General features: G+C 55.9%; 16 protein-coding genes. 4 read left to right on the top strand and 12 right to left on the bottom strand.

What is annotated here, in order from left to right; genetic code table 11:
- Positions 1 to 41: 41 nt before the first annotated feature.
- Positions 42 to 3,782 carry an autotransporter outer membrane beta-barrel domain-containing protein gene (locus tag EYY67_RS04780; protein ID WP_131693009.1) on the bottom strand — a complete coding sequence of 1,247 codons (3,741 nt, stop codon included), beginning with the start codon at positions 3,780 to 3,782 and terminating at the stop codon, positions 42 to 44.
- Between the two features lie 718 nt (positions 3,783 to 4,500).
- Between EYY67_RS04780 and nrdA the strand changes: the two genes are divergently transcribed.
- The 3 genes from nrdA to yfaE all read left to right on the top strand — a co-directional run bounded on the left by nrdA (position 4,501) and on the right by yfaE (position 8,254).
- Positions 4,501 to 6,783, top strand: a complete 2,283-nt coding sequence (nrdA, locus tag EYY67_RS04775; RefSeq protein ID WP_095922819.1) for a class 1a ribonucleoside-diphosphate reductase subunit alpha — start codon at positions 4,501 to 4,503, stop codon at positions 6,781 to 6,783.
- 79 nt (positions 6,784 to 6,862) lie between these two features.
- Positions 6,863 to 7,993: a class Ia ribonucleoside-diphosphate reductase subunit beta gene (nrdB, locus tag EYY67_RS04770; protein WP_095922820.1), complete on the top strand. Its 1,131-nt coding sequence runs from the start codon at positions 6,863 to 6,865 to the stop codon at positions 7,991 to 7,993.
- On the top strand, positions 7,994 to 8,254 hold the full coding sequence (gene yfaE, locus EYY67_RS04765) for a class I ribonucleotide reductase maintenance protein YfaE (RefSeq protein ID WP_095922821.1): 261 nt from the start codon (positions 7,994 to 7,996) through the stop codon (positions 8,252 to 8,254).
- A gap of 139 nt (positions 8,255 to 8,393) precedes the next feature.
- On the opposite strand, the gene EYY67_RS04760 is transcribed toward yfaE, so the two are convergent.
- Together EYY67_RS04760 and EYY67_RS04755 are read right to left on the bottom strand one after the other, a co-directional pair.
- Positions 8,394 to 9,599 carry a nicotinamide mononucleotide deamidase-related protein YfaY gene (locus EYY67_RS04760; protein ID WP_131692960.1) on the bottom strand — a complete coding sequence of 402 codons (1,206 nt, stop codon included), beginning with the start codon at positions 9,597 to 9,599 and terminating at the stop codon, positions 8,394 to 8,396.
- Positions 9,600 to 9,725: 126 nt separating this feature from the next.
- The gene (locus tag EYY67_RS04755) at positions 9,726 to 10,271 is read right to left on the bottom strand and encodes a YfaZ family outer membrane protein (protein ID WP_095922823.1); all 546 of its coding nucleotides are present in this window, start codon (positions 10,269 to 10,271) and stop codon (positions 9,726 to 9,728) included.
- Positions 10,272 to 10,593: 322 nt separating this feature from the next.
- On the opposite strand from EYY67_RS04755, the gene EYY67_RS04750 reads away from it, so the two are divergent.
- Positions 10,594 to 12,027 carry a catalase gene (locus EYY67_RS04750; RefSeq protein ID WP_119822567.1) on the top strand — a complete coding sequence of 478 codons (1,434 nt, stop codon included), beginning with the start codon at positions 10,594 to 10,596 and terminating at the stop codon, positions 12,025 to 12,027.
- A gap of 64 nt (positions 12,028 to 12,091) precedes the next feature.
- Here the strand turns inward: EYY67_RS04750 and menE are convergent, their stop codons facing one another.
- The 9 genes from menE to nuoN all read right to left on the bottom strand — a co-directional run bounded on the left by menE (position 12,092) and on the right by nuoN (position 21,944).
- Positions 12,092 to 13,465, bottom strand: a complete 1,374-nt coding sequence (menE, locus tag EYY67_RS04745; RefSeq protein WP_131692959.1) for an o-succinylbenzoate--CoA ligase — start codon at positions 13,463 to 13,465, stop codon at positions 12,092 to 12,094.
- A complete protein-coding gene (gene menC, locus EYY67_RS04740; protein ID WP_131692958.1) occupies positions 13,450 to 14,451 on the bottom strand; it encodes an o-succinylbenzoate synthase in 1,002 nt (333 codons plus the stop codon). Before menC ends, menE begins: the two co-directional genes overlap by 16 nt.
- On the bottom strand, positions 14,451 to 15,308 hold the full coding sequence (gene menB / locus EYY67_RS04735) for a 1,4-dihydroxy-2-naphthoyl-CoA synthase (RefSeq protein ID WP_095922827.1): 858 nt from the start codon (positions 15,306 to 15,308) through the stop codon (positions 14,451 to 14,453). The genes menC and menB overlap by 1 nt, the downstream gene beginning before the upstream one ends.
- Entirely contained in the window at positions 15,295 to 16,095 is an 801-nt protein-coding gene (gene menH / locus EYY67_RS04730) for a 2-succinyl-6-hydroxy-2,4-cyclohexadiene-1-carboxylate synthase (RefSeq protein ID WP_408637236.1), read from the bottom strand. Before menH ends, menB begins: the two co-directional genes overlap by 14 nt.
- Positions 16,089 to 17,762 carry a 2-succinyl-5-enolpyruvyl-6-hydroxy-3-cyclohexene-1-carboxylic-acid synthase gene (menD, locus tag EYY67_RS04725; RefSeq protein ID WP_131692957.1) on the bottom strand — a complete coding sequence of 558 codons (1,674 nt, stop codon included), beginning with the start codon at positions 17,760 to 17,762 and terminating at the stop codon, positions 16,089 to 16,091. The genes menH and menD overlap by 7 nt, the downstream gene beginning before the upstream one ends.
- 23 nt (positions 17,763 to 17,785) lie before the next feature.
- On the bottom strand, positions 17,786 to 19,123 hold the full coding sequence (gene menF, locus EYY67_RS04720; RefSeq protein ID WP_131692956.1) for an isochorismate synthase MenF: 1,338 nt from the start codon (positions 19,121 to 19,123) through the stop codon (positions 17,786 to 17,788).
- 231 nt (positions 19,124 to 19,354) lie between these two features.
- The gene (gene elaB / locus EYY67_RS04715) at positions 19,355 to 19,663 is read right to left on the bottom strand and encodes a stress response protein ElaB (protein WP_095922831.1); all 309 of its coding nucleotides are present in this window, start codon (positions 19,661 to 19,663) and stop codon (positions 19,355 to 19,357) included.
- A 111-nt stretch (positions 19,664 to 19,774) separates the two neighbouring features.
- Positions 19,775 to 20,290, bottom strand: a complete 516-nt coding sequence (locus tag EYY67_RS04710) for a DUF1097 domain-containing protein (protein ID WP_095922832.1) — start codon at positions 20,288 to 20,290, stop codon at positions 19,775 to 19,777.
- Between the two features lie 193 nt (positions 20,291 to 20,483).
- On the bottom strand, positions 20,484 to 21,944 hold the full coding sequence (gene nuoN, locus EYY67_RS04705) for an NADH-quinone oxidoreductase subunit NuoN (RefSeq protein ID WP_095922833.1): 1,461 nt from the start codon (positions 21,942 to 21,944) through the stop codon (positions 20,484 to 20,486).
- Between the last annotated feature and the right edge of the window lies 1 nt (position 21,945).

Here is a 21,945-nt window from a genome sequence, read left to right as displayed (position 1 = left end):
TCCGTCTGTCACCCTTTTTTTATGCTTTCTTTCCGGCCGTTTTACCAGCGGACAGTCAACCCGACGGAACCTTCGGTTTGCGAAAAATCATCCGACCCTTTTTGCTGTCCGATTTTGCCCCAGACGGTGGTATTCGCGCCAAGGTTGCCGCTGATACCGGCACTCAGTTCCGCGCTGTCTTTTGCCGTGTTATCGCTAAAACTCACACCGTCGACATTCAGGGAGGTCTGCGCACTGTTATGGCGGTAGCTGGCGTCGACGAAAGGTTTGATATGCAGCGTTTTGCCCGGATGAATATCCCATTCGCTGCGTAAACCCACTCGCGTCTGGATATTGTCATCACCCGCCTGTGCCACTTTTGACTGACTGGCCGAGGTGAAATCCTTCTGTTTCACGCCCTGATAAATCACCTGCGCCTGTGGTTGCAGGGTCCAGCTCCACTGATTTCCCTGCATCAGAGTGAAACGGTAACCGCCTTCCAGTGAGGCCAGAAGCCCGGATGAGTGATAATGATCGTCACCCGTATCCTCTTCGCTGACGCCGTTATCAAACCAGGCATATTGCAGCCAGCTGTCGAGATAGGCTCCCTGATGCGCCTGCGCATCCTGATACCAGGCACCGGTCAGCCCCACGGCGTAACCCTGACTGTCATTGTCGGATTTACGTCCGGTCAGCACGCTGGTGCTGTCGCCGCTGTTATGACTGTAGCCCGCCACCACACCCGCCAGTAACTCGCCATTGCCCGCAGAATGTTGCAGGAAATTGGCGCTGAGTTGCGCCACCGACGTGTCGTTGTGGCTGTCAATCTGATTGCCAAAGGTGGCGCTGTCGCGCGCGGTATCCACACGCAATTTCAGATGATCGTGATCGGCACCGGCATGATCCTGCGCCGTCATACTGAAGACGTTATTGGCGATGCGCAGGTTACTCATATAGCCGCCCATTTTCGGATTCAGCACCGGTGTAAAATCGTCACCACCGGGCACCGGCTCAGATTGCGGATCTGGCGTCACCACCTGCGAACGCAGATACCAGTCCTGATTATCCTGCACCAGCGAATAGTCGTAGGCCCCCATATTGATATATTGCTGATCGCCCGCCAGATGGAAATCTGCCGCGTTATTATTCGTTTGCGGGTCGGCAACAAAATCGACAACTTTGATGCCGGTTTGCGTGGCCTGCCCGATACCGCCGACCGGCACAATCGCCAGCGCGGTATCTCCGGACGTGTTGCCATTGAGGATCAGTTGATCGGTGGCCGATGCATCGCCGTTCAGTTCAGTATCCAGCGCAACGGTGCCGCCGCCGGTGTAATCACCGTTCACCGTCAGCGTATCCCCCGCTGTGCCGTTTTGCAGGCTGGCGGTTCCTGCGCTGTTATCCAGATTGCCATTCACCGTGACACCGGCCAGATAGGTTAAGGCATCAAGGGACATATTGGTGTTCAGCGTGCCTTGCAGACTCATGCCGGACGTGGCGTTGACCAGCGTGCCGTCCGTATCCGCAAACAGGCTGGCATCCAGCGCCGCAGAAGTGTCCTGATGGGTCAGCATCAGCTGGGTACCCTCGGAAATCACCACCGTCCCGCCGGAGGTCACATCGAGGCTTTGCACCTGCTGATCCAGCCCGGTTTCAAAAGTGGCATGGTCGCCGACATACAGGGAAGACGCGCTGGCGAGGATATTTTCCGCCCCGCCCTGTAAGGTGCCCTGCTCGACACGCACGGCGGAATGGCTGCTGCCTGTTGCGTCCAGAATCAGCGTGCCGTTGCCGGTTTTCGTGAACGTGCTGTTCACGTCCGCCTGCGCGCCGCTACTGTCGGCCATTAAACCGCCCCATTGCGTGGTTACGCCGTCGTCCACCTGCATCGTCCCTGAGGCCCGCATTTCAATGTCCCGCGCCTTGCCGGTTTGTGCTGATGTGGTATCGACCTGCCCGCTGCCGTCTGCTGGTGCGGAAACATCCAGCGTACTGGCCTGCGCCGGATTGGTGAAAATCACCTGACGGTTATACGCCTCATCGCCCAGCTGAGAATTGTCGGTGACCTGCAAGGTGCCGGAAGCAATTTGCGTGGTGCCGAGATAAGCGTTGTTATCCGCCAGCGTGACGCGCCCGGCTCCGGCATCAATCACGACATACACACCATCACCGGCAGAGGTGCCGTCACCGATGTGATAACCGCTACCCGCGCCGAGCGTCACCAGATCGTCGTTACCGATCACGGTGCCGCCGGTCCCGGTGATCGTCAGGCCGTCGCTGACCTGATTTGTCTCACCGTTGAAGGTCGACATATCCGATAAATCCAGCACGCCGCCCTCTAACACAATGGACTGCGGATCCGCCTGTAACAGGGCTAAATCGTCTGCATCGCCCTGCAGGCTGAGAACCGCATTTTGTTCCACCACAATGTCGCCATCCAGCCCCATGGACTGCGCGCCGGTCAGGGTAAAACTGCCGTTCTGCGCGACGGTCAGATCGCCTGCACCTGACGTGGTGCCCGCCATCGCGCCGCGGCTAACGATCACATTGCCGCCCGCATCAATATTGAGCGTGCTGTTTCCGTAGCCGGTAAAGGTATTTTTGAAGGTTTGCTGTGTGCTGCCGACATTCAGGATTGCGGTATCATTCACGGCAGTGTCACTGCCTAACACGATGCCCTGACAGGCACCCGCTTCAGTCTGACATTGTGTGTTACCCGCATTGATCAGGGTATCGTCGCGCCCCAGCGTCACCGTGCCTTCCAAAATATCGAAAAGGCCGGTAAAGCCGCTGTTGTCGGCATTCAGCACCAGTTCACCCTCGCCGCGTTTGAATATGACACCTTCACCGGCAATAGAATCATAAGCCCCGTCGTTGGCGGTATTGCCGATGATCAGCGTTTTATCTGCGGCAATATCAAAGTCCGCTTCGCTGTCGCCGAGATACATGAAACCACCGGCTGCGGCGTCCGCATCATCGCCGTAGTTGTAGGCGACGTTATCGTGGTAGTACGCCACGCCGTCGTTATCTTCATAATTTTCATCAATATTGATATCGACGAGGAAAGGCGTAGACGCGCTGCTGGTAAAGATGGCACCGCCTTCTCCTTCCGCCTGATTACCGGTAAATTCGCTGTTGGTGATAATCATGTTGCCGTGAGAGTCAGTGGTATTGTCCGTCGCGTCGATCGCGCCGCCGCTGCCATTACCGTTGCTGCCGTTTCCGCTGGTTTGCGCCTGATTATTCTCAAATAAAACATGGGTCAGGCGAACTTTATTATTCAGGGAGTAAATCGCCCCGCCCTTACCTTCTTCGGAAATATTGCCAGAAAAGACGCCATTGATAATGGTGAGGTCACCCACACCGCGATCGTTCGACCCGTTCATGTAAATGGCGCCGCCGTAATCATTGGCGACATTATCTGTAAAAGCGGTGTTAATTAAATAAACCGACGAGTCTTCGTTGGCATAAATCGCGCCGCCGCTGCCATTGCTTTTATTGTCAGTAAACAGGCTGTAACCGGTGGAATCTTCGGGGACGATCGCCAGCGAGGTATTACTTTCCAGATGAACCGCACCGCCTGATGCGTCAGAGACCGTCAGCCCGGAGAACTGCATTTCAGCCCCGTCGGCGACGGTGTAAGTATTGAGTGTCTCATCGGTCAGGGTTGTGGCACTGGCGTTGCAACTTTCAGTGATTTGCGTGCCTGAACAGGCCGGGAGGGTTTCTGCAAACGCAACGTCTGCCAATGGCAGTAAATTAAAGGCTAAAAATAAACACACTGTAATTTTATTGAATACCATCGACATTTTATTCCCGCACTGGTTAAAGACGGGCGAAGGTAATACAGGCGAGTGAGAGAGACGACTTAATGATAAATTTAGAATATATAAATGACTCAATATATTCACGGTATGTATTTATAAAATCACTGGTTTTCTCAGGGCTGCCTGTTTAAGAAAGTGTGATAAAAAATGAGAAAAATGATGCGCGCAAGGCTGACGGTGAGCGGCTTCCCGCTCACTGATAACGCCAAATCGCCAGCGGATGCAAGCGCTTTTTTTAGCCGGTTTGGGCGAATTTGCGTTAGGTGACGGGCGGCCGGGCGTTAAAACCTTAGTTTTTAGCGCGTTGGTGGGCGGGGGCGGCTTAACATGATTTTTTAGAATAGTTATCCAGATCAATATAGCGTTTTTTTCTAACGTTTAATAAACCGGCAGTCGATCACCTTTCATAAAAATATAAGAAAATCGTATCTCAGATATTGACAGGTTTGTCGCGCCAGCAATGACGGACTCCTCAGGCGGAAGCTGAAAATTTCTCCCCAACTTATCCACAAATCTGCCCGTTTTGTTCACTTGCAAAAGGGTCATTCAGTCACTATCTTGTCATCAGAAAATAACAAACCCACAATATATTGTGTTTATATCCTGACCAGCACACTAGGGACCTCTTGTGCTGTCGCCCGTGTTTTACGCGGCCAGGTCAGACCCTTTATAAACCTTTAAGGTATCGCACCCAATGAACCAAAGTCTGCTTGTTACTAAACGTGATGGCCGCACAGAACGCATCAACCTTGATAAAATCCACCGTGTCATTGACTGGGCAGCGGAAGGTCTTCAAAACGTATCAGTTTCTCAAGTAGAACTCCGTTCACACATCCAGTTCTATGACGGGATCAAAACCGCTGACATTCACGAAACCATCATTAAAGCAGCGGCTGACCTGATCTCTAAAGATGCCCCGGATTATCAATATCTGGCGGCGCGTCTGGCGATCTTCCACCTGCGTAAAAAAGCCTACGGCCAGTTTGAACCGCCAAAACTGATCGACCAGGTCACCCGCATGGTTGAAATGGGTAAATACGACAAACATCTGCTGGAAGACTACACGGCTGAAGAGTTCGAGCAGATGGACAGTTTTATTGACCACTGGCGTGACATGAACTTCTCCTACGCTGCCGTTAAGCAGCTGGAAGGCAAATATCTGGCGCAGAACCGTGTCACCGGCGATATCTACGAAAGCGCGCAGTTCCTCTACATTCTGGTCGCGGCCTGCCTGTTCTCCGGCTACCCGCGTGAGACCCGTCTGGACTACATCAAACGTTTCTACGACGCGATTTCGACCTTCAAGATTTCCCTGCCTACGCCAATCATGTCCGGCGTGCGCACCCCAACCCGTCAGTTCAGCTCCTGCGTACTGATCGAATGTGGCGACAGCCTGGATTCCATTAACGCGACCTCCAGCGCCATCGTGAAATACGTTTCCCAGCGTGCCGGTATCGGCATCAACGCCGGTCGTATCCGTGCGCTGGGCAGCCCGATCCGTGGCGGCGAAGCGTTCCACACCGGTTGTATCCCGTTCTACAAGCATTTCCAGACAGCCGTGAAATCCTGCTCTCAGGGCGGCGTTCGTGGTGGTGCGGCGACATTGTTCTACCCGATGTGGCATCTGGAAGTTGAAAGCCTGCTGGTGCTGAAAAACAACCGTGGTGTGGAAGGCAACCGCGTCCGTCATATGGACTACGGCGTGCAGATCAACAAACTGATGTATCAGCGTCTGGTGAAAGGCGGCGACATTACCCTGTTCAGCCCGTCTGACGTGCCTGGCCTGTACGATGCGTTCTTTGCCGATCAGGACGAGTTCGAGCGTCTGTACGAGAAATACGAGCAGGACGCCAGCATCCGTAAGCAGAAAGTGAAAGCGGTTGAACTGTTCTCGCTGATGATGCAGGAACGTGCCTCCACCGGCCGTATCTACATTCAGCACGTTGACCACTGCAACACCCACAGCCCGTTTGATCCGGCTATTGCGCCCGTCCGCCAGTCCAACCTGTGTCTGGAAATCGCGCTGCCAACCAAACCGCTGGATGACGTAAATGACGAAAACGGCGAAATCGCGCTGTGTACGCTGTCTGCTTTCAACCTCGGTGCCATCGAGAGCCTCGACGATCTGGAAGAGCTGGCAGTGCTGGCGGTTCGCGCCCTCGACGCCCTGCTCGATTATCAGGATTACCCGATCAAAGCCGCGAAACGCGGTGCGATGGGCCGTCGTACGCTGGGTATCGGCGTGATTAACTACGCGTACTATCTGGCGAAAAACGGCGTGCGTTATTCCGACGGCAGCGCCAATAACCTGACGCACAAAACCTTTGAAGCCATTCAGTATTACCTGCTGAAAGCCTCCAACGAGCTGGCGAAAGAACAAGGCGCGTGTCAGTGGTTCAACGAAACCACCTATTCACAAGGCATCATGCCGGTGGACACTTACAAGAAAGATCTGGATGCGATTTGCGATGAGCCGCTGCATCTGGACTGGAATACGCTGCGTGAAAACATCAAAACCCACGGCCTGCGTAACTCCACGCTGTCCGCGCTGATGCCTTCCGAGACCTCTTCGCAGATCTCCAACGCCACCAACGGTATCGAGCCACCACGCGGCCACATCAGCATCAAAGCGTCGAAAGACGGGATCCTGCGTCAGGTGGTGCCGGAATATGAGCGTCTGAAAGATCAGTACGAACTCCTGTGGGATATGCCGAACAACGACGGTTACCTGCAACTGGTTGGCGTGATGCAGAAATTCATCGACCAGGCGATTTCGTCCAACACCAACTATGACCCGTCGCGCTTCCCGAACAGCAAAGTGCCGATGAAACAGTTGTTGAAAGACTTGCTGACGGCCTACAAATTTGGCGTGAAAACTCTGTATTATCAGAACACCCGCGACGGGGCTGATGATGTGCAGGAAGACATGAAAGCCGAAGTGGCTGACGACTGCGAAAGCGGCGCCTGCAAAATCTAACCGTCTGTTTTAACTAAAAACTATTATTCAAAACCCCCGTCAGGGGGTTTTTGCCGAGCATTCCGAGGAAGTTAACGTCATGGCTTACAGTACTTTTTCCCAGAATAAAAACGATCAGCTTCTTGAGCCAATGTTCTTTGGCCAGTCGGTTAACGTTGCCCGTTTCGACCAGCAGAAGCATGAAATCTTTGAAAAACTGATCGAAAAGCAACTGTCCTTCTTCTGGCGTCCGGAAGAGATTGATGTTTCCCGCGACCGTATCGATTTTCAGGCGCTGCCGGAACATGAAAAACACATCTTCCTGAGCAACCTGAAATACCAGACCCTGCTGGATTCCATTCAAGGCCGCAGCCCGAACGTGGCGCTGTTGCCGCTGATCTCCATTCCTGAGCTGGAAACCTGGGTCGAAACCTGGGCGTTTTCAGAAACCATTCACTCACGTTCTTACACGCACATTATCCGTAACATCGTGAACGATCCGGCGATTGTGTTTGACGATATCGTGACTAACGAAGAAATCCTCAAGCGCGCGAAAGACATCTCCGGTTATTACGACACGCTGATTGAGATGACCAGCTACTATCATCTGCTGGGCGAAGGCACTCATCAGGTCAACGGCAAAACTGTCGTGGTGAACCTGCGTGAGCTGAAGAAAAAACTCTACATCTGTCTGATGAGCGTCAACGCGCTGGAAGCCGTCCGTTTTTACGTCAGCTTCGCCTGTTCCTTTGCGTTCGCCGAACGTGAACTGATGGAAGGCAACGCGAAAATCATCAAGATGATTGCCCGTGACGAAGCCCTGCATCTGACCGGGACTCAGCATGCGCTGAACCTGTTGCGTTCAGGTCAGGACGACCCGGAAATGGCAGAAATCGCGCAGGAATGTCAGCAGGAATGTCATGACCTGTTCGTGCTTGCCGCGCAGCAGGAAAAAGACTGGGCAGAATACCTGTTCAAAGACGGTTCGATGATCGGCCTGAACAAAGACATTCTGTGTCAGTACGTGGAATACATCACCAATATCCGTATGCAGGCGGTAGGTCTGGACGCGCCGTTCAAAACCCGCTCAAACCCGATCCCGTGGATCAACGCCTGGCTGGTGTCTGATAACGTGCAGGTTGCCCCGCAGGAAGTGGAAGTCAGCTCCTATCTGGTGGGTCAGATTGATTCTGAAGTTCACGCCGATGACCTGAGTGATTTCGAGCTGTAAATGACCGACAGAACCATCACACTTTCAGCAAACGGCCAGCAACTGGCCTGCAAAGCCGGACACCGGAATTTGCTGGAAGTGTTTGAACATCATCAGGTTGAAGTGGAATACCAGTGCCGTGAAGGTTATTGCGGATCCTGCCGGATGAAGCTCATCAACGGTGAAGTCACTTACAGTGAAAAACCGCTGGCTTTTATCTCCGACGGCGAGATCTTGCCGTGTTGTTGCATGCCGGTCGGGGATATTGAGATTGCGTTTTAGTCTTTACGCCTCCCCCTGCGAAGGGGGAGGACGGGAGGGGGTTTTAAGGGCTGACATCTCATCAAAGCCAATCTCAACTCTTTGATTTTGCTTTAATACCCCACCCCAGCCCTCCCCTTCGCAGGGGAGGGAGCTAAAGCTAAACCTTAGCAACGCGATCCAACCACGGATAATCCGCCACCGGTTCCCACCCGTTCAGGTAACGCCTGAGAAGATCCATCGCCACCATTGCTATCGTCTCCTGACGTAATGCCAGACCGTGACGCGTCGCAGTGTAACGAATGGTTAATCCGCTGGTGCCGGATGGCGTATGCAGCGCCAGACTCAATTCCTCACCAGACAGCGCCCCGACGGCCAGCGCCAGTTGTGCGCCGGTAGTTTCTGCCAGATTTTGCGCGCGTGCCAGCAGGCATTCGAGGGATTTCTCTGGTGAGGCTTCGTCGCCCTGTGGCAATAACTCGCCGTTGACCAGCGGAACCCCGGCGCTTTGCAGACGCCAGTTCAGCAGGCCGCCGGTGAAACTTTCACTGACCGCCAGACGCAAATCCTGCGCCAGCAGGCGTTCAGCCAGACGATCCGGCAGGCTGCCCAGCCCTTCAAAAATAGTGCTCTCCCCCGCCACTTCCCGCACGCGTTCGAAGGCTTTGTGCATCGCCGCTTCCTGAGAACGCGGGCCGGTGACTTTCAGTTCGATAATCGGTGAGGAAGAGCGGTAACCCATCACCACGCCTTCCGGCAGTTCGAGTTTATCCAGCTCGGTGGCGAGATCACTTTCGCCGCGTCCGAAGGTGGTCAGGCGCAGACATAACGGGGCTTCCAGCGCCGGAAACTGTTTATGCAGACGCGGAACGATTTGCTGCTCCACCATCACTTTGAATTCAGAAGGTACGCCCGGCGTGAAGAAGATCTGACAGCGGTTAAGTTTCACGCTGAAGCCGCAGGCGGTGCCGACCGGATTATCCAGCAGTTCGGCATTGGCCGGGATCTGCGCCTGCTTGCGGTTGGAATCGGCCATCGGACGGCCACGCTCATTGAAGAACGCCTGCATGGTGGCAATCCAGCCCGCGTCTTCCACTAGTTCGACGCCGCAGGCTTTTGCCGCCGCCAGCGCGCTGAGATCATCCGTCGTTGGCCCTAAACCACCGTTGACGATCAGCACATCGGCGATATGGCTGCGTTCTTTAAGCACAGCCACCAGCGCGTCCAGACTGTCGCCCACGGTTTCGCGGCTGGTCATCGGTAAACCTTGCTCAAATAGATAATTCGCCAGCCATGCCGAATTGGTATCCACAATCTGGCCGTGCAGCACTTCATCACCCGTACTCAGCATCTCAACCCTAAGCATCCCGTTCTCCTTCTGTTTTTTTGTCATTCCACTGTAGAAAGCCTGAAGCAGAAACACAATCTCCCTATGGCAGAAAACAAAAAGGCCCGCACGAATGCGAGCCTCCAGATTTTGCTTCAGACAAAATCAGAAATTAATCGCGCCACCGAGGTATGCGCCGTCTGCCACCACGTTGTCGCGGTTGCCGTCTTTGCCATCCATCGCCATGTAGCGGTAACCCACGCTCACGGTAACCAGTGGGATCGCCGTCAGACGAATACCGGCGTTGGCTTCTTCATAGTTAGCAATGCCGCTGGACAGGGAATCCGGGGAATAGTAGTAGTCACCGTACAGGGTGAACATTTTGGCGATAGGCAGTTGCAGACCACCGCCAACAGCAACCGCATAACCTTCGTCGCCGTCTTTCGGATTGGTGTACAGGCCTTTACCGCCCACGGTCGCCATAAACGGACCCAGCGGAATGTTATAGCCTAATCCTAAACCTGCCACATCACCGTCGTCATCGTTATGGGTGTAATCACCGCTCAATGCCAGCCCCGGAGAAGTGGTACCGAAGCCCACGCCCAGATGAGTGTAATGTTCACCAACTTCACCGTTAACACTGATCGCGTTCGCAGAGGCAGCAGCGAACATCAGGCTGGCGGCAGCGCCAGCGACAAGGATCTTTTTCATTATTTTTCCCAAATAATAGCTAAACGACATTAAATCTTCCGCACGAAGTCTAAAGCAATTCACTCTGTCGTAACAACTTTTTGGAACTTTAAGCATTCATCTGAGCAGTGAAAATTGTAAGAAACATCGATTTCATTGATGAAATGAAGTATTCCCATCGAAATGATAACTCCCACCTATTTGCCCCTGATCAACATATGGTTTATTTCTAATGGGTAGAGTTAATTTGGCTTAGGGACACACCCCGCAAACAGGGAAGGCTAAAAAACCCCTCAGAGTCTCTCTTTATACCTACACCCGTTTTCACTGGAAGGAATTTGTTATGACCAAGAAAGGTTTAACCACCGCAGCCGGCGCACCGGTTGTCGATAATAATAATGTGATAACTGCGGGACGCCGTGGACCGCTGCTTTTGCAGGATGTCTGGTTTCTTGAAAAATTAGCGCATTTTGACCGGGAAGTGATCCCTGAACGCCGTATGCACGCCAAAGGTTCCGGCGCTCACGGTACTTTCACCGTCACCCATGATATTACCGCCTACACCCGCGCGAAGATTTTCGCCGAAATCGGCAAGCAAACTGACATGTTTGTTCGTTTCTCTACCGTCGCGGGCGAGCGCGGCGCGGCGGATGCGGAACGTGATATTCGCGGCTTCTCAATGAAGTTTTATACCGAAGAAGGTAACTGGGATTTAGTCGGGAATAATACGCCGGTGTTTTATCTGCGTGATCCGCTGAAATTCCCGGACCTGAACCATGTGGTAAAACGCGACCCGCGCACTAACTTGCGTAATCCGGCCTACAAATGGGATTTCTTCTCCCACCTGCCGGAAGCCCTGCATCAGCTGACCATCGACGTCAGTGACCGCGGTCTGCCAACGTCTTACCGTCATATCCACGGTTTCGGCAGCCATACCTTCAGCTTTATCAATGCAGAAAACGAACGTTTCTGGGTGAAATTCCACTTCCGCTGCCAGCAGGGTATTGAAAACCTGATGGATGACGAAGCAGAAAAACTGATCGGCACCGACCGCGAAAGTTCGCAGCGTGATTTGTACGATGCCATTGAACGCGGCGATTTCCCGCGCTGGAAACTTTTCGTGCAGATCATGCCGGAAGCCGACGCCTCAAAACTGCCGTACAACCCGTTTGACCTGACCAAAGTCTGGCTGCATGCGGATTACCCGCTGATTGAAGTGGGTGAATTCGAACTGAACCGCAATCCGGAAAACTACTTTGCCGAAGTGGAACAGGTCGCCATGAGCCCGGCCAACGTGGTGCCGGGCATCGGCTTCTCTCCGGACCGCATGCTACAGGGGCGTCTGTTCTCCTACGGCGATGCGCACCGCTACCGTCTGGGTGTGAACCATCATCAGATCCCGGTGAACGCGCCGAAATGCCCGTTCCATAACTATCACCGTGACGGCGCAATGCGGGTGGACGGTAACAGCGGCAACGGCGTGACCTACGAGCCAAACAGCGCCGGTCTGTTCCAGGAGCAACCGGATTTCAGCGAACCGCCACTGAGCATTGAAGGTGCCGCCGATCACTGGAATCATCGCGAGGATGAGGATTACTTCACTCAGCCGGGATTGCTGTTCAATTTGCTGTCGGCAGAAGAACATCAGCGTATGTTTGCCCGTATCGCCGGCGAACTGAAACATGCCTCGCAGGAAACACAGACACGCCAGCTGGCGCTGTTTTATAAAGTGGATCCGGCCTACGGTGCCGGTGTCGAGAAAGCACTGAAAGACTGATTTTTTTTCAGAAATGATCAGGGCCGCGATGTGCGGCCCTTTTTGTTTGTTTCAACGGCTTGTTTTACGAAAGCCTCTCTATCCATTTCCGGACGCTGACACGCGAGATTTTAATCCCTCCCTGCGCCAGTTTTCCCGGCAGCGGATGATAGGCTACCGGCAACTGAAAGCGCGGGATCTTATCACTCAGCCAGAGATTGAGTTCCTCGTACAACAATCCGGCCTGTGCCTCGAGCACCGCGACCGGACGCTGACCAAATTGCGGATCATTCACAGGCACGACAAATGCCTGTGAAATCAGCGGATGGCGGACCAGCACTTTCTCGATATCTTCCGGCTGGATCCCTTCCCCGCCGCTGAAAAACAGATTATCCAGACGTCCCGAAACCAGCAACTCATCGTCCGCCCACAAACCACGGTCACGGGTATGTAACCAGCCATCAGCATCAGCGACCGGCGACAGCCGACCGTTTTTCCAGTAACCGCTCGCCAGACTGTCAGCGCGGATCTGGATCTCCTGATCGACAATCCTGACTTCTTTGCCGGTCAGCGCCTTTCCGACACCGGCACTGCCATCAGCCCGTTTTGCTGTTACGGTCGAGGCGGTTTCCGTCAGCCCGTATCCGCACCAGCAACGGATCCCTGCCCGCTCAGCCTGCTCTGTCAGCTCCGGCGGGATTTGCGCCCCGCCAAGTAACACGTCCTGCAACTTTTCAGGCACGGCGCCGCTTTGCAGCAAACGCCAGAGCTGCGTCGGCACCAGCGACGCATGGCTGCATTCTGCCAGCGCCGTCTCCAGCGGTTGCCCTTCCGCCAGCACCAGCGTGGCCCCTGCCGTCAGCCAGCGCCAGAGGATGCCCTGCCCGGACACATGGAACAGCGGCAGCGAGAGCAGCCAGCTGTCGCGACGGGTGAACGGGATCAGATCCAGCACACCGGCGGCGCTGGCAAGGTGCGCGGCCAGGGTATGCGCGGCGGCTTTCGGCAGACCGCTGGAGCCGGACGTCAGGGTCAGCGTGGCGATACGCTGTGGCTGCCATCCGGCACAACTGAGCCAGCAGGCATTTTGCATCGTTAACGCGGGAATATTCAGCGGCAGAGCCGGTTCCGTCAGATCCAGCACAAAAGCGATATCAAGCTGTGAAAGCAGTTCTGCGCACAATGCCTGTGGCAGTTGCGGATTGAGCGGCAACAGGCGTGCGCCGGTTTGCAGCAACGCCAGATAACTGAGTAATGCATCCAGTGTGTTTTTGCTGCGCAACACCACGCCGGTGCCTTCGCCCACGCCCTGCGAAATAAATCCGGCCGCCAGCGAATCCACGCGATGCTGTAAATCACGCCAGCACCAGGTGATATCTCCGGCTTTCAGCGCCACGGCAAAAGGCGACAAATGTGCCCGTTCACGCCACGGCCAGTCGCTGATCATTTGCTCTGCCACACAACCTCCAGTTCAGACACGTCAGTCAGCGGTAATTCCGACCCCGGCCAGCGGCGGATAAGCTGCGCCTGCATAAGATCCAGCGTATCCAGCCCAGGAATGGCATCCGGCGTCAGCCACTGCGCGATACGCGCCAGTTGCGTCAGCCCGAGGCTTGATTCAATGGAGGAGCTGATCACCGCTTCCAGCCCGGCGGCATGCGCCTGCGCGATCAGCTGACGACAACGCATCAGGCTGCCGGTCAGCGTCGGTTTGATGATGATCGCCGCCAGTCCCGGCTCAGCCTGTACGGTAAAACCGGCTTCGCGCACACTTTCATCCCAGGCAATCGCGATGCCAGTCTGACGGGCAAAATCGCGCGACTGTTCGCGGGTCAGACAGGGTTCTTCGATAAAGCTGATGCGCGAACGCAGTTCAGGGGCAACGTGGCGGGCGAAACCTTCGGCTTTGACCGGCGTCCAGCTGCGGTTGGCGTCGAGACGTAAATGCAGTTCCGGCAAGGCTTCCAGCAACATGCTGACATTCAGCCCGTCGCCGACGGATTCGTACAACCCCACTTTCACCTTCGCCACTTTTCGCCCGCGAAAATCGCCCGGCAGCGCGCCGAGGCGGGCATAAAGCTCATTCGGATCGCCATGACACAACGGCGCACAGCGCGTACTCAGCACGTGGGGCAGTTCACCGCGCAGTTCGGCATCCGCACAACTCAGCCCGAACGCCACGGAGGGCAACGCGCTGAAGGCCGAGGCCACGGCAGCCAGCGAGGCGCCCTGCACCCACTGGCTCAAACCGTGCTGCACCGCGTCCTGCGCCTGAGGCACATCTTCCTGACTAAACCCCGGCAGCGGCGCCACTTCGCCCCAGCCGGTTTTGTCGTCCTGCCACAGTGACACTAAAAAACCGTCGCGGGTTTTCAGGCGCTGATTGCGCAGCACCACGCCAGCCTCCATCGGCACGCTGTACCGGTACACCGTGGCGCGGCGCATCAGGGATTACGCTTAAATTTGCTGAAGTCCGGCTGGCGTTTTTCATTAAACGCGTTGCGGCCTTCCTGACCTTCATCGGTCATGTAGAACAACATGGTGGCATTCCCCGCCAGCTCCTGCAGCCCGGCCTGACCGTCGCAGTCGGCGTTCAGTGCGGCTTTCAGACAACGCAGCGCCATCGGGCTGTTTTCCAGCATTTCACGGCACCAGCGCACGGTTTCTTTTTCCAGATCCGCCAGCGGCACCACGGTGTTGACCAGCCCCATGTCGAGTGCGGCTTTGGCATCGTACTGACGGCAGAGGAACCAGATTTCGCGCGCTTTTTTCTGACCGACGATGCGCGCCATATAGGATGCGCCCCAGCCGCCGTCGAAGGAGCCGACTTTCGGGCCGGTCTGGCCGAAGATGGCGTTATCCGCCGCAATGGTCAGATCGCACATCATGTGCAGAACGTGGCCGCCGCCGATGGAATACCCGGCCACCATCGCCACCACCGGTTTCGGGCAGGTGCGGATCTGGCGCTGGAAATCCAGCACATTCAGATGATGTACGCCGCTGGCATCCTGATAGCCGCCGTAATCGCCACGCACTTTCTGGTCGCCACCGGCACAGAAGGCTTTTTCGCCTTCACCGGTCAGCACGATCACACCAATCCCTTCGTCGTTACGGGCGTCGTCAAGCGCGCGGATCATTTCCTTAACCGTCAGCGGACGAAACGCATTGCGAACCTGCGGGCGGTTGATGGTGATTTTCGCGATACCGTCCGTGGATTTGTGGTAACGGATATCTTCAAACTCACCCGTGCAATCACGCCATTCGACAGGTGCATACAGTTGTTTTTCATCAGGATAAATCATGTGCAACGTCCTTTAAGACAGGTGAAGAAATACATGCCAGCGCCTGACGGGTAAATTCCGCCGGATTGTCGCGGTGGGCGTTATGCCCGGCATTGGCGATAGTGCGCAGCGCAAAACCTGACTGCTGCGCGAGATGAATAAATTTGGCATCCTGACTGCCGCACAACCAGACCACCGGCAGGGACAACTGCTGCAAATCCCCGCGCAAATCCGGTTGTACCGCCAGCGACGTGGCCGCCAGCATCGCCGCCACGGTGCGGGGATTATTGTCCGCACGCAGGGCGATCAGTTGCTGACGCTGGCTGTCGGTCAGGCTGGAAAACACCGGCTGGCGATACCAGTTATCCAGCGCCTGTTGCCACGGCAATTGCAAAAAACGGGTCGCCCATTGCTGATCATGATGGCGGCGCTGCGCGCGTTCCGCCTGACAGGTCAGCCCCGGATGCGCGCCTTCGACCAGTACGCCCTGCAAACCGCTGCGGTCGCCCTGACAGGCGTGATACAGACTGATGCGCCCGCCCAGCGAATAGCCGATCAGCCAGTAGGTGGTAATGTTTTTTTCGCGCAAGGTGTCGGTTAACAGCTGGCTGACATCCGCAAATCCGGCAGCGGTTAACGACGCTGAGCGGCCATGCCCCGGCAAATCCACAAACAAACAGGGCCAGTCTGTCAGGGCGGAAAGCAGCGGTTGCCAGTCTTCCGCGCTGCCCAGCAGACCGTGCAGAAACACCAGCCACGGGCGGTGCTTCACCCCGGCGTTGAGTGTCTGGCAGGCCAGCGTCATGATGCGTTCATCTCCTGCACCAGCGCGCGCAGGCATTCCGCCCCTTCCGTCTCGCTGACTTTCAGCTCAATCAGTTTCACGCCGCCATGCTGCCAGCACTGACTGACCGCCTGATGCAGCGCGGGCATGGAGGTCGGGCAGGCATAGTCGAGGCCAAACATCGCCGCCGCATGACTGAAACTGACGTTCTGCGGCATGCAGTAAAACCGCTGGCGTTCCGCTTCCGGCGTCGGCAGCAGGGAGAAAATCTGCCCGCCGTTATTGTTGACGATAATAATGACAGTTGGCGCTGAGCACTGACGCATCAGCGCCAGCGCATTGAGATCATAGAGCGCGGAGATATCGCCCAGCAGCACCAGCGTCGGTTTGCAGGTTGCGCGCTGCACACCGGCGGCGGTCGACAGCAGACCATCGATACCGCTCGCGCCACGATTGGCGAACACCGGGTAACCGGCGGGCAACCGGGCAAAGGCATCCACCAGACGAACAATCAGGCTGTTGCCGAGGAATAACTGACCGTGCTCGGGTAATAACGCCGGAAGCTGCCACGCGGCGGTGGCTTCACCAAATACGCCTTCGAGACGGGTTTCCACCGCATACAGCGCGCGCTGTGCGCAATGGTCAAGGGCTTCCGCCCAGTCAGGCTGCGGTTGTGCCGGATGCGACTGCAACCAGCCGGCAACGTCCGCCTGGATACGGCGACCGCGATGCTGCGCCGGATCCTGACGGCCTGGCAGCGGATCAATCAGCCAGTATTCTTCGGGTTCACACGCCGCCTGCCATTGCAGCAGACGCTTACCGGTCAGCCCTGCGCCGAACTGGATCACCAGCTGCGTGCGCGCCAGCACTGTCTGCGCCTGCGGCGACGCCAGCCATAAATCGGCACAAGGCAGCGGATTGCCGGTGGACGCCTGAACATCACTGATCAGCGGCCAGCCCAGTTGTTCTGCCCAATGAGCGACGAATTCGCTCTCCTGTGCTGAAATCCGCCCCGCGATGATCACGCCGCGCTTTTGACGCCATGAAAACCAGTCCGGCTGCGCGGTCACAGGCAGAACCTGAGAGTAATTCAGCCACGGCAGATGCCCCTGCCACCAGTCGCCCAGCGCCTGCAGCCAGTCCTGATGCTCGCCATTATCTTCGCCATACAGCGGTTCGGCGAACGGACAGTTGATATGCACCGCCCCGTGCGTTTGTTGCGCCAGCGTGTTATCCAGCGCCGAGACCAGCCAGCGCGCGCTGATTTCCGGCGTCGGACGGGGTAAATCCAGCGACTGAACCGGGTGGCTGGCAAACATACCCGTCTGGCGGATCGCCTGATTGGCGCCGCAGTCGATCAGTTCCGGCGGGCGGTCAGCCGTCAGCAACACCAGCTTTTCGCCGGTCAACCCGGCTTCGATCAGTGCCGGATACAGATTTGCCACTGCCGTGCCGGACGTAACGATGATCGCCACGCGTTGTCCGCTGGCTTTTGCCAGCCCGAGCGCCAGATGGCCAAGACCACGTTCATCAAAATGGGTGTGACAAATAAGGTGCGGATGCGCGGCAGCGGCGAGAGTCAGCGGCGTGGAGCGGGAACCGGGCGCGATGCAAACGTGCTGCACCTGATGGCGGGTTAACGCTTCGAGGATAAGCGTCGCCCAGCGGCGGTTAAAGACGGCAACAGACATGTTCAACTCACTCCGGCAAAGGGTTATCCGGCCTGAACGGCAGGCGTGTAGTGCTCTTCCAACAAAGTACGCAAACCGGCGGCTTTGTTTTCGATTTCCTGCCATTCCTGTGCAGCGTCAGAACCGGCGACAATCCCCGCGCCAGCGTAGAGTTCAAGATGATGTCCTTTCACCGCCGCAGAACGCAGCGCAACGGTGAATTCACTTTGTTCGGCACTGAGATACCCGGCGGAACCGGCATACCATTCGCGATCAAAAGGTTCGAATTCGGCGATAAATTCACGCGCCGCCTGTCGCGGCAATCCGGCAACCGCCGCCGTCGGTTGCAGACGTTGCAGGCAACCGGCGTCATCAGGTTCAGCCAGTTCGCCGTGAATATTGCGGCGTAAATGCTGCACCTTGCGCAGACGTAAAATCTCGGCAGGCGTCACATCCAGCGAGTGCGCCCCGCCCTGCAAACGCTGACAGATATCGTCGACCACCAGTAAATTTTCGCGCTGGTTTTTACCGTCGCCGAGCAGCCACGCCCCCAGTTTCTGCGCTTCGTGATCATCGGGATGATTGGCGACGGTGCCCGCCAGCGCTTCGGTATAGAGTTCGCCGTGATCGCGCAGAAACAGACGCTCCGGGCTGGAACCCAGAAAAGCGCGTTGTGGCGTAAACGCCAGCATGAAGTGATAACAGTGATGATTGACATCGCGGCTGGCGGCGAGAAAGGCGCAGGCATTCAGCGGCTGGCTGAGCGTTAAGGTGGTTTTCCGCGCCAGCACCACTTTGTCGAACTGATGCTGTTCGATGCCGGTGAGCGCCCGGTCAATCAGCTGATTCCACTGCGGCTCCGCCGGTAAATGCTGATGCTGCAATACGCGGGAGGCGATCGGCGGCAACGCGCGACTGGCGACCAGAGAATGCAGGAATAAGCGCGTGCGGCGGGCTTCATCACGTAAAGAATGCGGACTGAAAAGCGTACAGCGCAGCCAGTAAGTATTGGCCTGGCGGCAAAGTTCGATGCGGGGAAGGAAAAGTGCGTTAGCGGCGAAATTGGAACCTTCCGCGCCATTAAAGGCATTCAGCCCCCAGATATGTAAATCGGGAACCTCAGGATACTGACGGATAAACGCCTGTGCCTGAGCGGTATCACCAAAGGCGTAGGCATCACCGCAGACAGCCGCCTCTTCTTTTCCGTCACGTTGTTGCCAGTAGAATTTCGGGTAGCAGGGTTGCGCAGCCAGCCATTCCAGCAGGCCGGGGTCAGGCTGTTTTTGCAGGGAATAACTGAACTGCCGGATCCCCGCAGTATCAGGCCATTCGCCTGCCAGCGTGGTATCAAGCTGCTCAATGATTGCTGATATTTGTTTCACCGCTACCTCGGGCCATACCGGATGTTTAGTGACGGGTAGAAATACCCTTCTGGATCAAAAAACGGGTTGGATCAATTACGGATGAATTATGCGGCGATACGAAAAATGAAAATATGCGACAGATCAAGCTGAAGTGAGTGCCGTTAGCTAAGAAGGAGTATAGGAGGGGAGAAAGGAGTAAGCAAACTCAGGAATAACAGGAGCAGCAGGTGCCGCCCCTGTTCAGGCAGGTTAGCGGCGCAGAAGCAGACCGACAACCAGACCGACGGCAGCACCGACACCGACGCCATGCCATGGGTTTTCATGCACATAGTCGTCCGTTCTTTCCGCTACCTGACGGGCTTTTTTGCAGTAAGAACGCGCGGCCGGATCAATACGTGATTTGATGTCTTTCAGTGCATTTTCAGCACGCGCTTTAATCTGGATGTATTTCTCATCCGCTTTATCGCCGGAGGATTTCAGCACTTCTTCCAGCGTTTCAGTCAACATGCGTAAATCGTCATCCAACGAATTCTGCTGTGTCTCAAATTGGTCAGCCATGGTTATCTCCTTATGATGTGTTCTGGGAAAAGCTAAGACTGCCTTTAACCCTAGCGCATATCGGGATCAATTGCCTGACTGATCTCGCTAAACTGCCGAAAACTCGGGGTTTTAAGAACCTTCTGACCCTTTGATGTCGCTAAACACGGCGGCTTTTTTAGCGTCGCGTTGCTGCTTTTCACGCTGTTTCGCCAGCCATAATCCGCTGTTTTTCATCGCGTAACCGAAGACCAGTCCGACCAGCAAGGACACCACCACCTGACGCCAGTCGCCCTGCGCGGCAAAGGTGGCACACGCGCCGATAAAGGTGCCCGGCACAAAAGCCAGCCATTGCTGGCGCGCCTGAATACACATCAGGAAGGCCACCACACCCGTCAGCAGATAGCCCAGAATGCTCCACTCGGGGCGCATGGCACTGCCCGCGATGATCACAACCGCCCAGAATACGCCGCTGAGGCAGGTCAGCGTGCTGATCAGCAATCCGCGTAATCCGCCCTGCGGACAGGCGAAATAGGCCGTGCATCCGAGGAAACCGGCCCAGCTAATCAGGCCAAAGCTGATAGCCACCCAACCCCAGATACCGGAGAGGATGCCGGTGGTGATGGCGATCATCACTAAAACATTCATGGTGTAAACCTGTACGAATCGGAACAAGCGCGCAGTGTACGCATTGGCAGGAATAATGGAATGGGAGAGATCACAAAACCAATGTAATATTTTGCTGAACGTACATATAAACGTGATGTGAATCACATTTATTAAGCAATGTGATGAAAAAAGCCGCTCATACGAGCGGCTTCGTCAGATCTGACTGTCTTTATCAGAGCAGAGGTTGTGCCATCTGCACCAGCGAAATCAGCGGTTGCGGGAAGATACCCAGCAACAGCACCAGAATCGCGGAAATCAGTACCACCACACCACCCGCCGTGAGCGCCCAGTTGTTTGGCGTATCACGAACCAGCGTTTCCGGTGCGCTCAGATACAGGCTCACGGTAACACGCAGATAGTAGTAGAGACCAATCGCAGAACCGACAACCACAGCACCGGTCAGCCACCACAGATGCGCGGTCACACCGGTAGCAATCACGTAGAACTTACCGATAAAGCCAAGCGTCATCGGGATACCGGCCAGTGACAGCATCATCACGGTCATTACCGCAGACAGGATTGGCTTATGCCAGAACAGGCCACGGTAGGAGAACAGTGATTCTGCGTCCGGGCCTTTGTACGGGCTGGACATCAGGCTGACCACACCGAACGCGCCGAGGCTGCTGAACAGATAACCCGCCAGATACACACCCACGGTTTCCATCGACAGCTGATGGGTTTGCACCGCAATCAGTGCCACCAGCAGATAACCGAGGTGGGCGATAGAAGAATAACCAAGCAGACGTTTGATGTTGCTCTGGCTGATCGCCATCAGGTTACCGACCAGAATCGAACAGAAGGCAATAATGCCCAGTACGATGCGGATCGATTCGCTGTCAGCCACCGGCGCATACAGGAACAAACGCATGACCACAGCAAAGATAGCGATTTTGCTGGCGGTCGCCAGGAAAGTCGATACCGGTGCCGGCGCGCCCTGATACACATCTGGCGTCCACAGATGGAACGGAACCAGTGACAGTTTAAAGCCCAGACCGACAATCATCATGCCCAGACCGGCCATCAGCAGCGGCTGGTGCAGGATCACGCCATCGCCCAGATTTTTGCCCAGTGACGCGAAGGACAGATCACCAGACTGTGCGTACAGCAACGCCATACCGAACAGCAGGAAGGAGGACGCAGCGGCAGACAGCAGCATGTATTTGATACTGGCTTCCAGCGAGCGTTTCTGACGGTAGGCGTAACCAATCAGGCCGAACAAAGGCAGCGAAATCAGTTCGATCCCCAGGAACATGGAAGCCAGATGGTTAGAGCATGCCAGCAGAATGCCGCCCATGGCCGCGATGAGTACCAACAGGTAGAACTCTTCGCGGTTGTCCGGATAACCGGCCAGCCACGGATAGGCAAAGGTGCTGGTAGCCAGACTCGCCAGCAACACCAGCCCGATGTAGAACATCGAGTAGCCGTCAACACGCAGCAGCGGCGTGACATCCTGCGGGCCGACCTGCCCGACGTAGTAAAGGGAAAGTAAGGCAACGTTCAGCCCGATGACTGTCAGTGTGGCATTGAGAAAATGGTCGCGTCGCCACGCAATGGACAGCATCACCACCACCACCGTCAATCCGACGATCATCAGCGGTAATAGTGCGATCAGATTTTGAAGTGTAAATGTCATG

It is taken from the genome of Rahnella victoriana (genome assembly GCF_004330295.1).
Classification (GTDB): domain Bacteria; phylum Pseudomonadota; class Gammaproteobacteria; order Enterobacterales; family Enterobacteriaceae; genus Rahnella; species Rahnella victoriana.
This window is presented reverse-complemented; position numbering and strand designations above follow the sequence as displayed.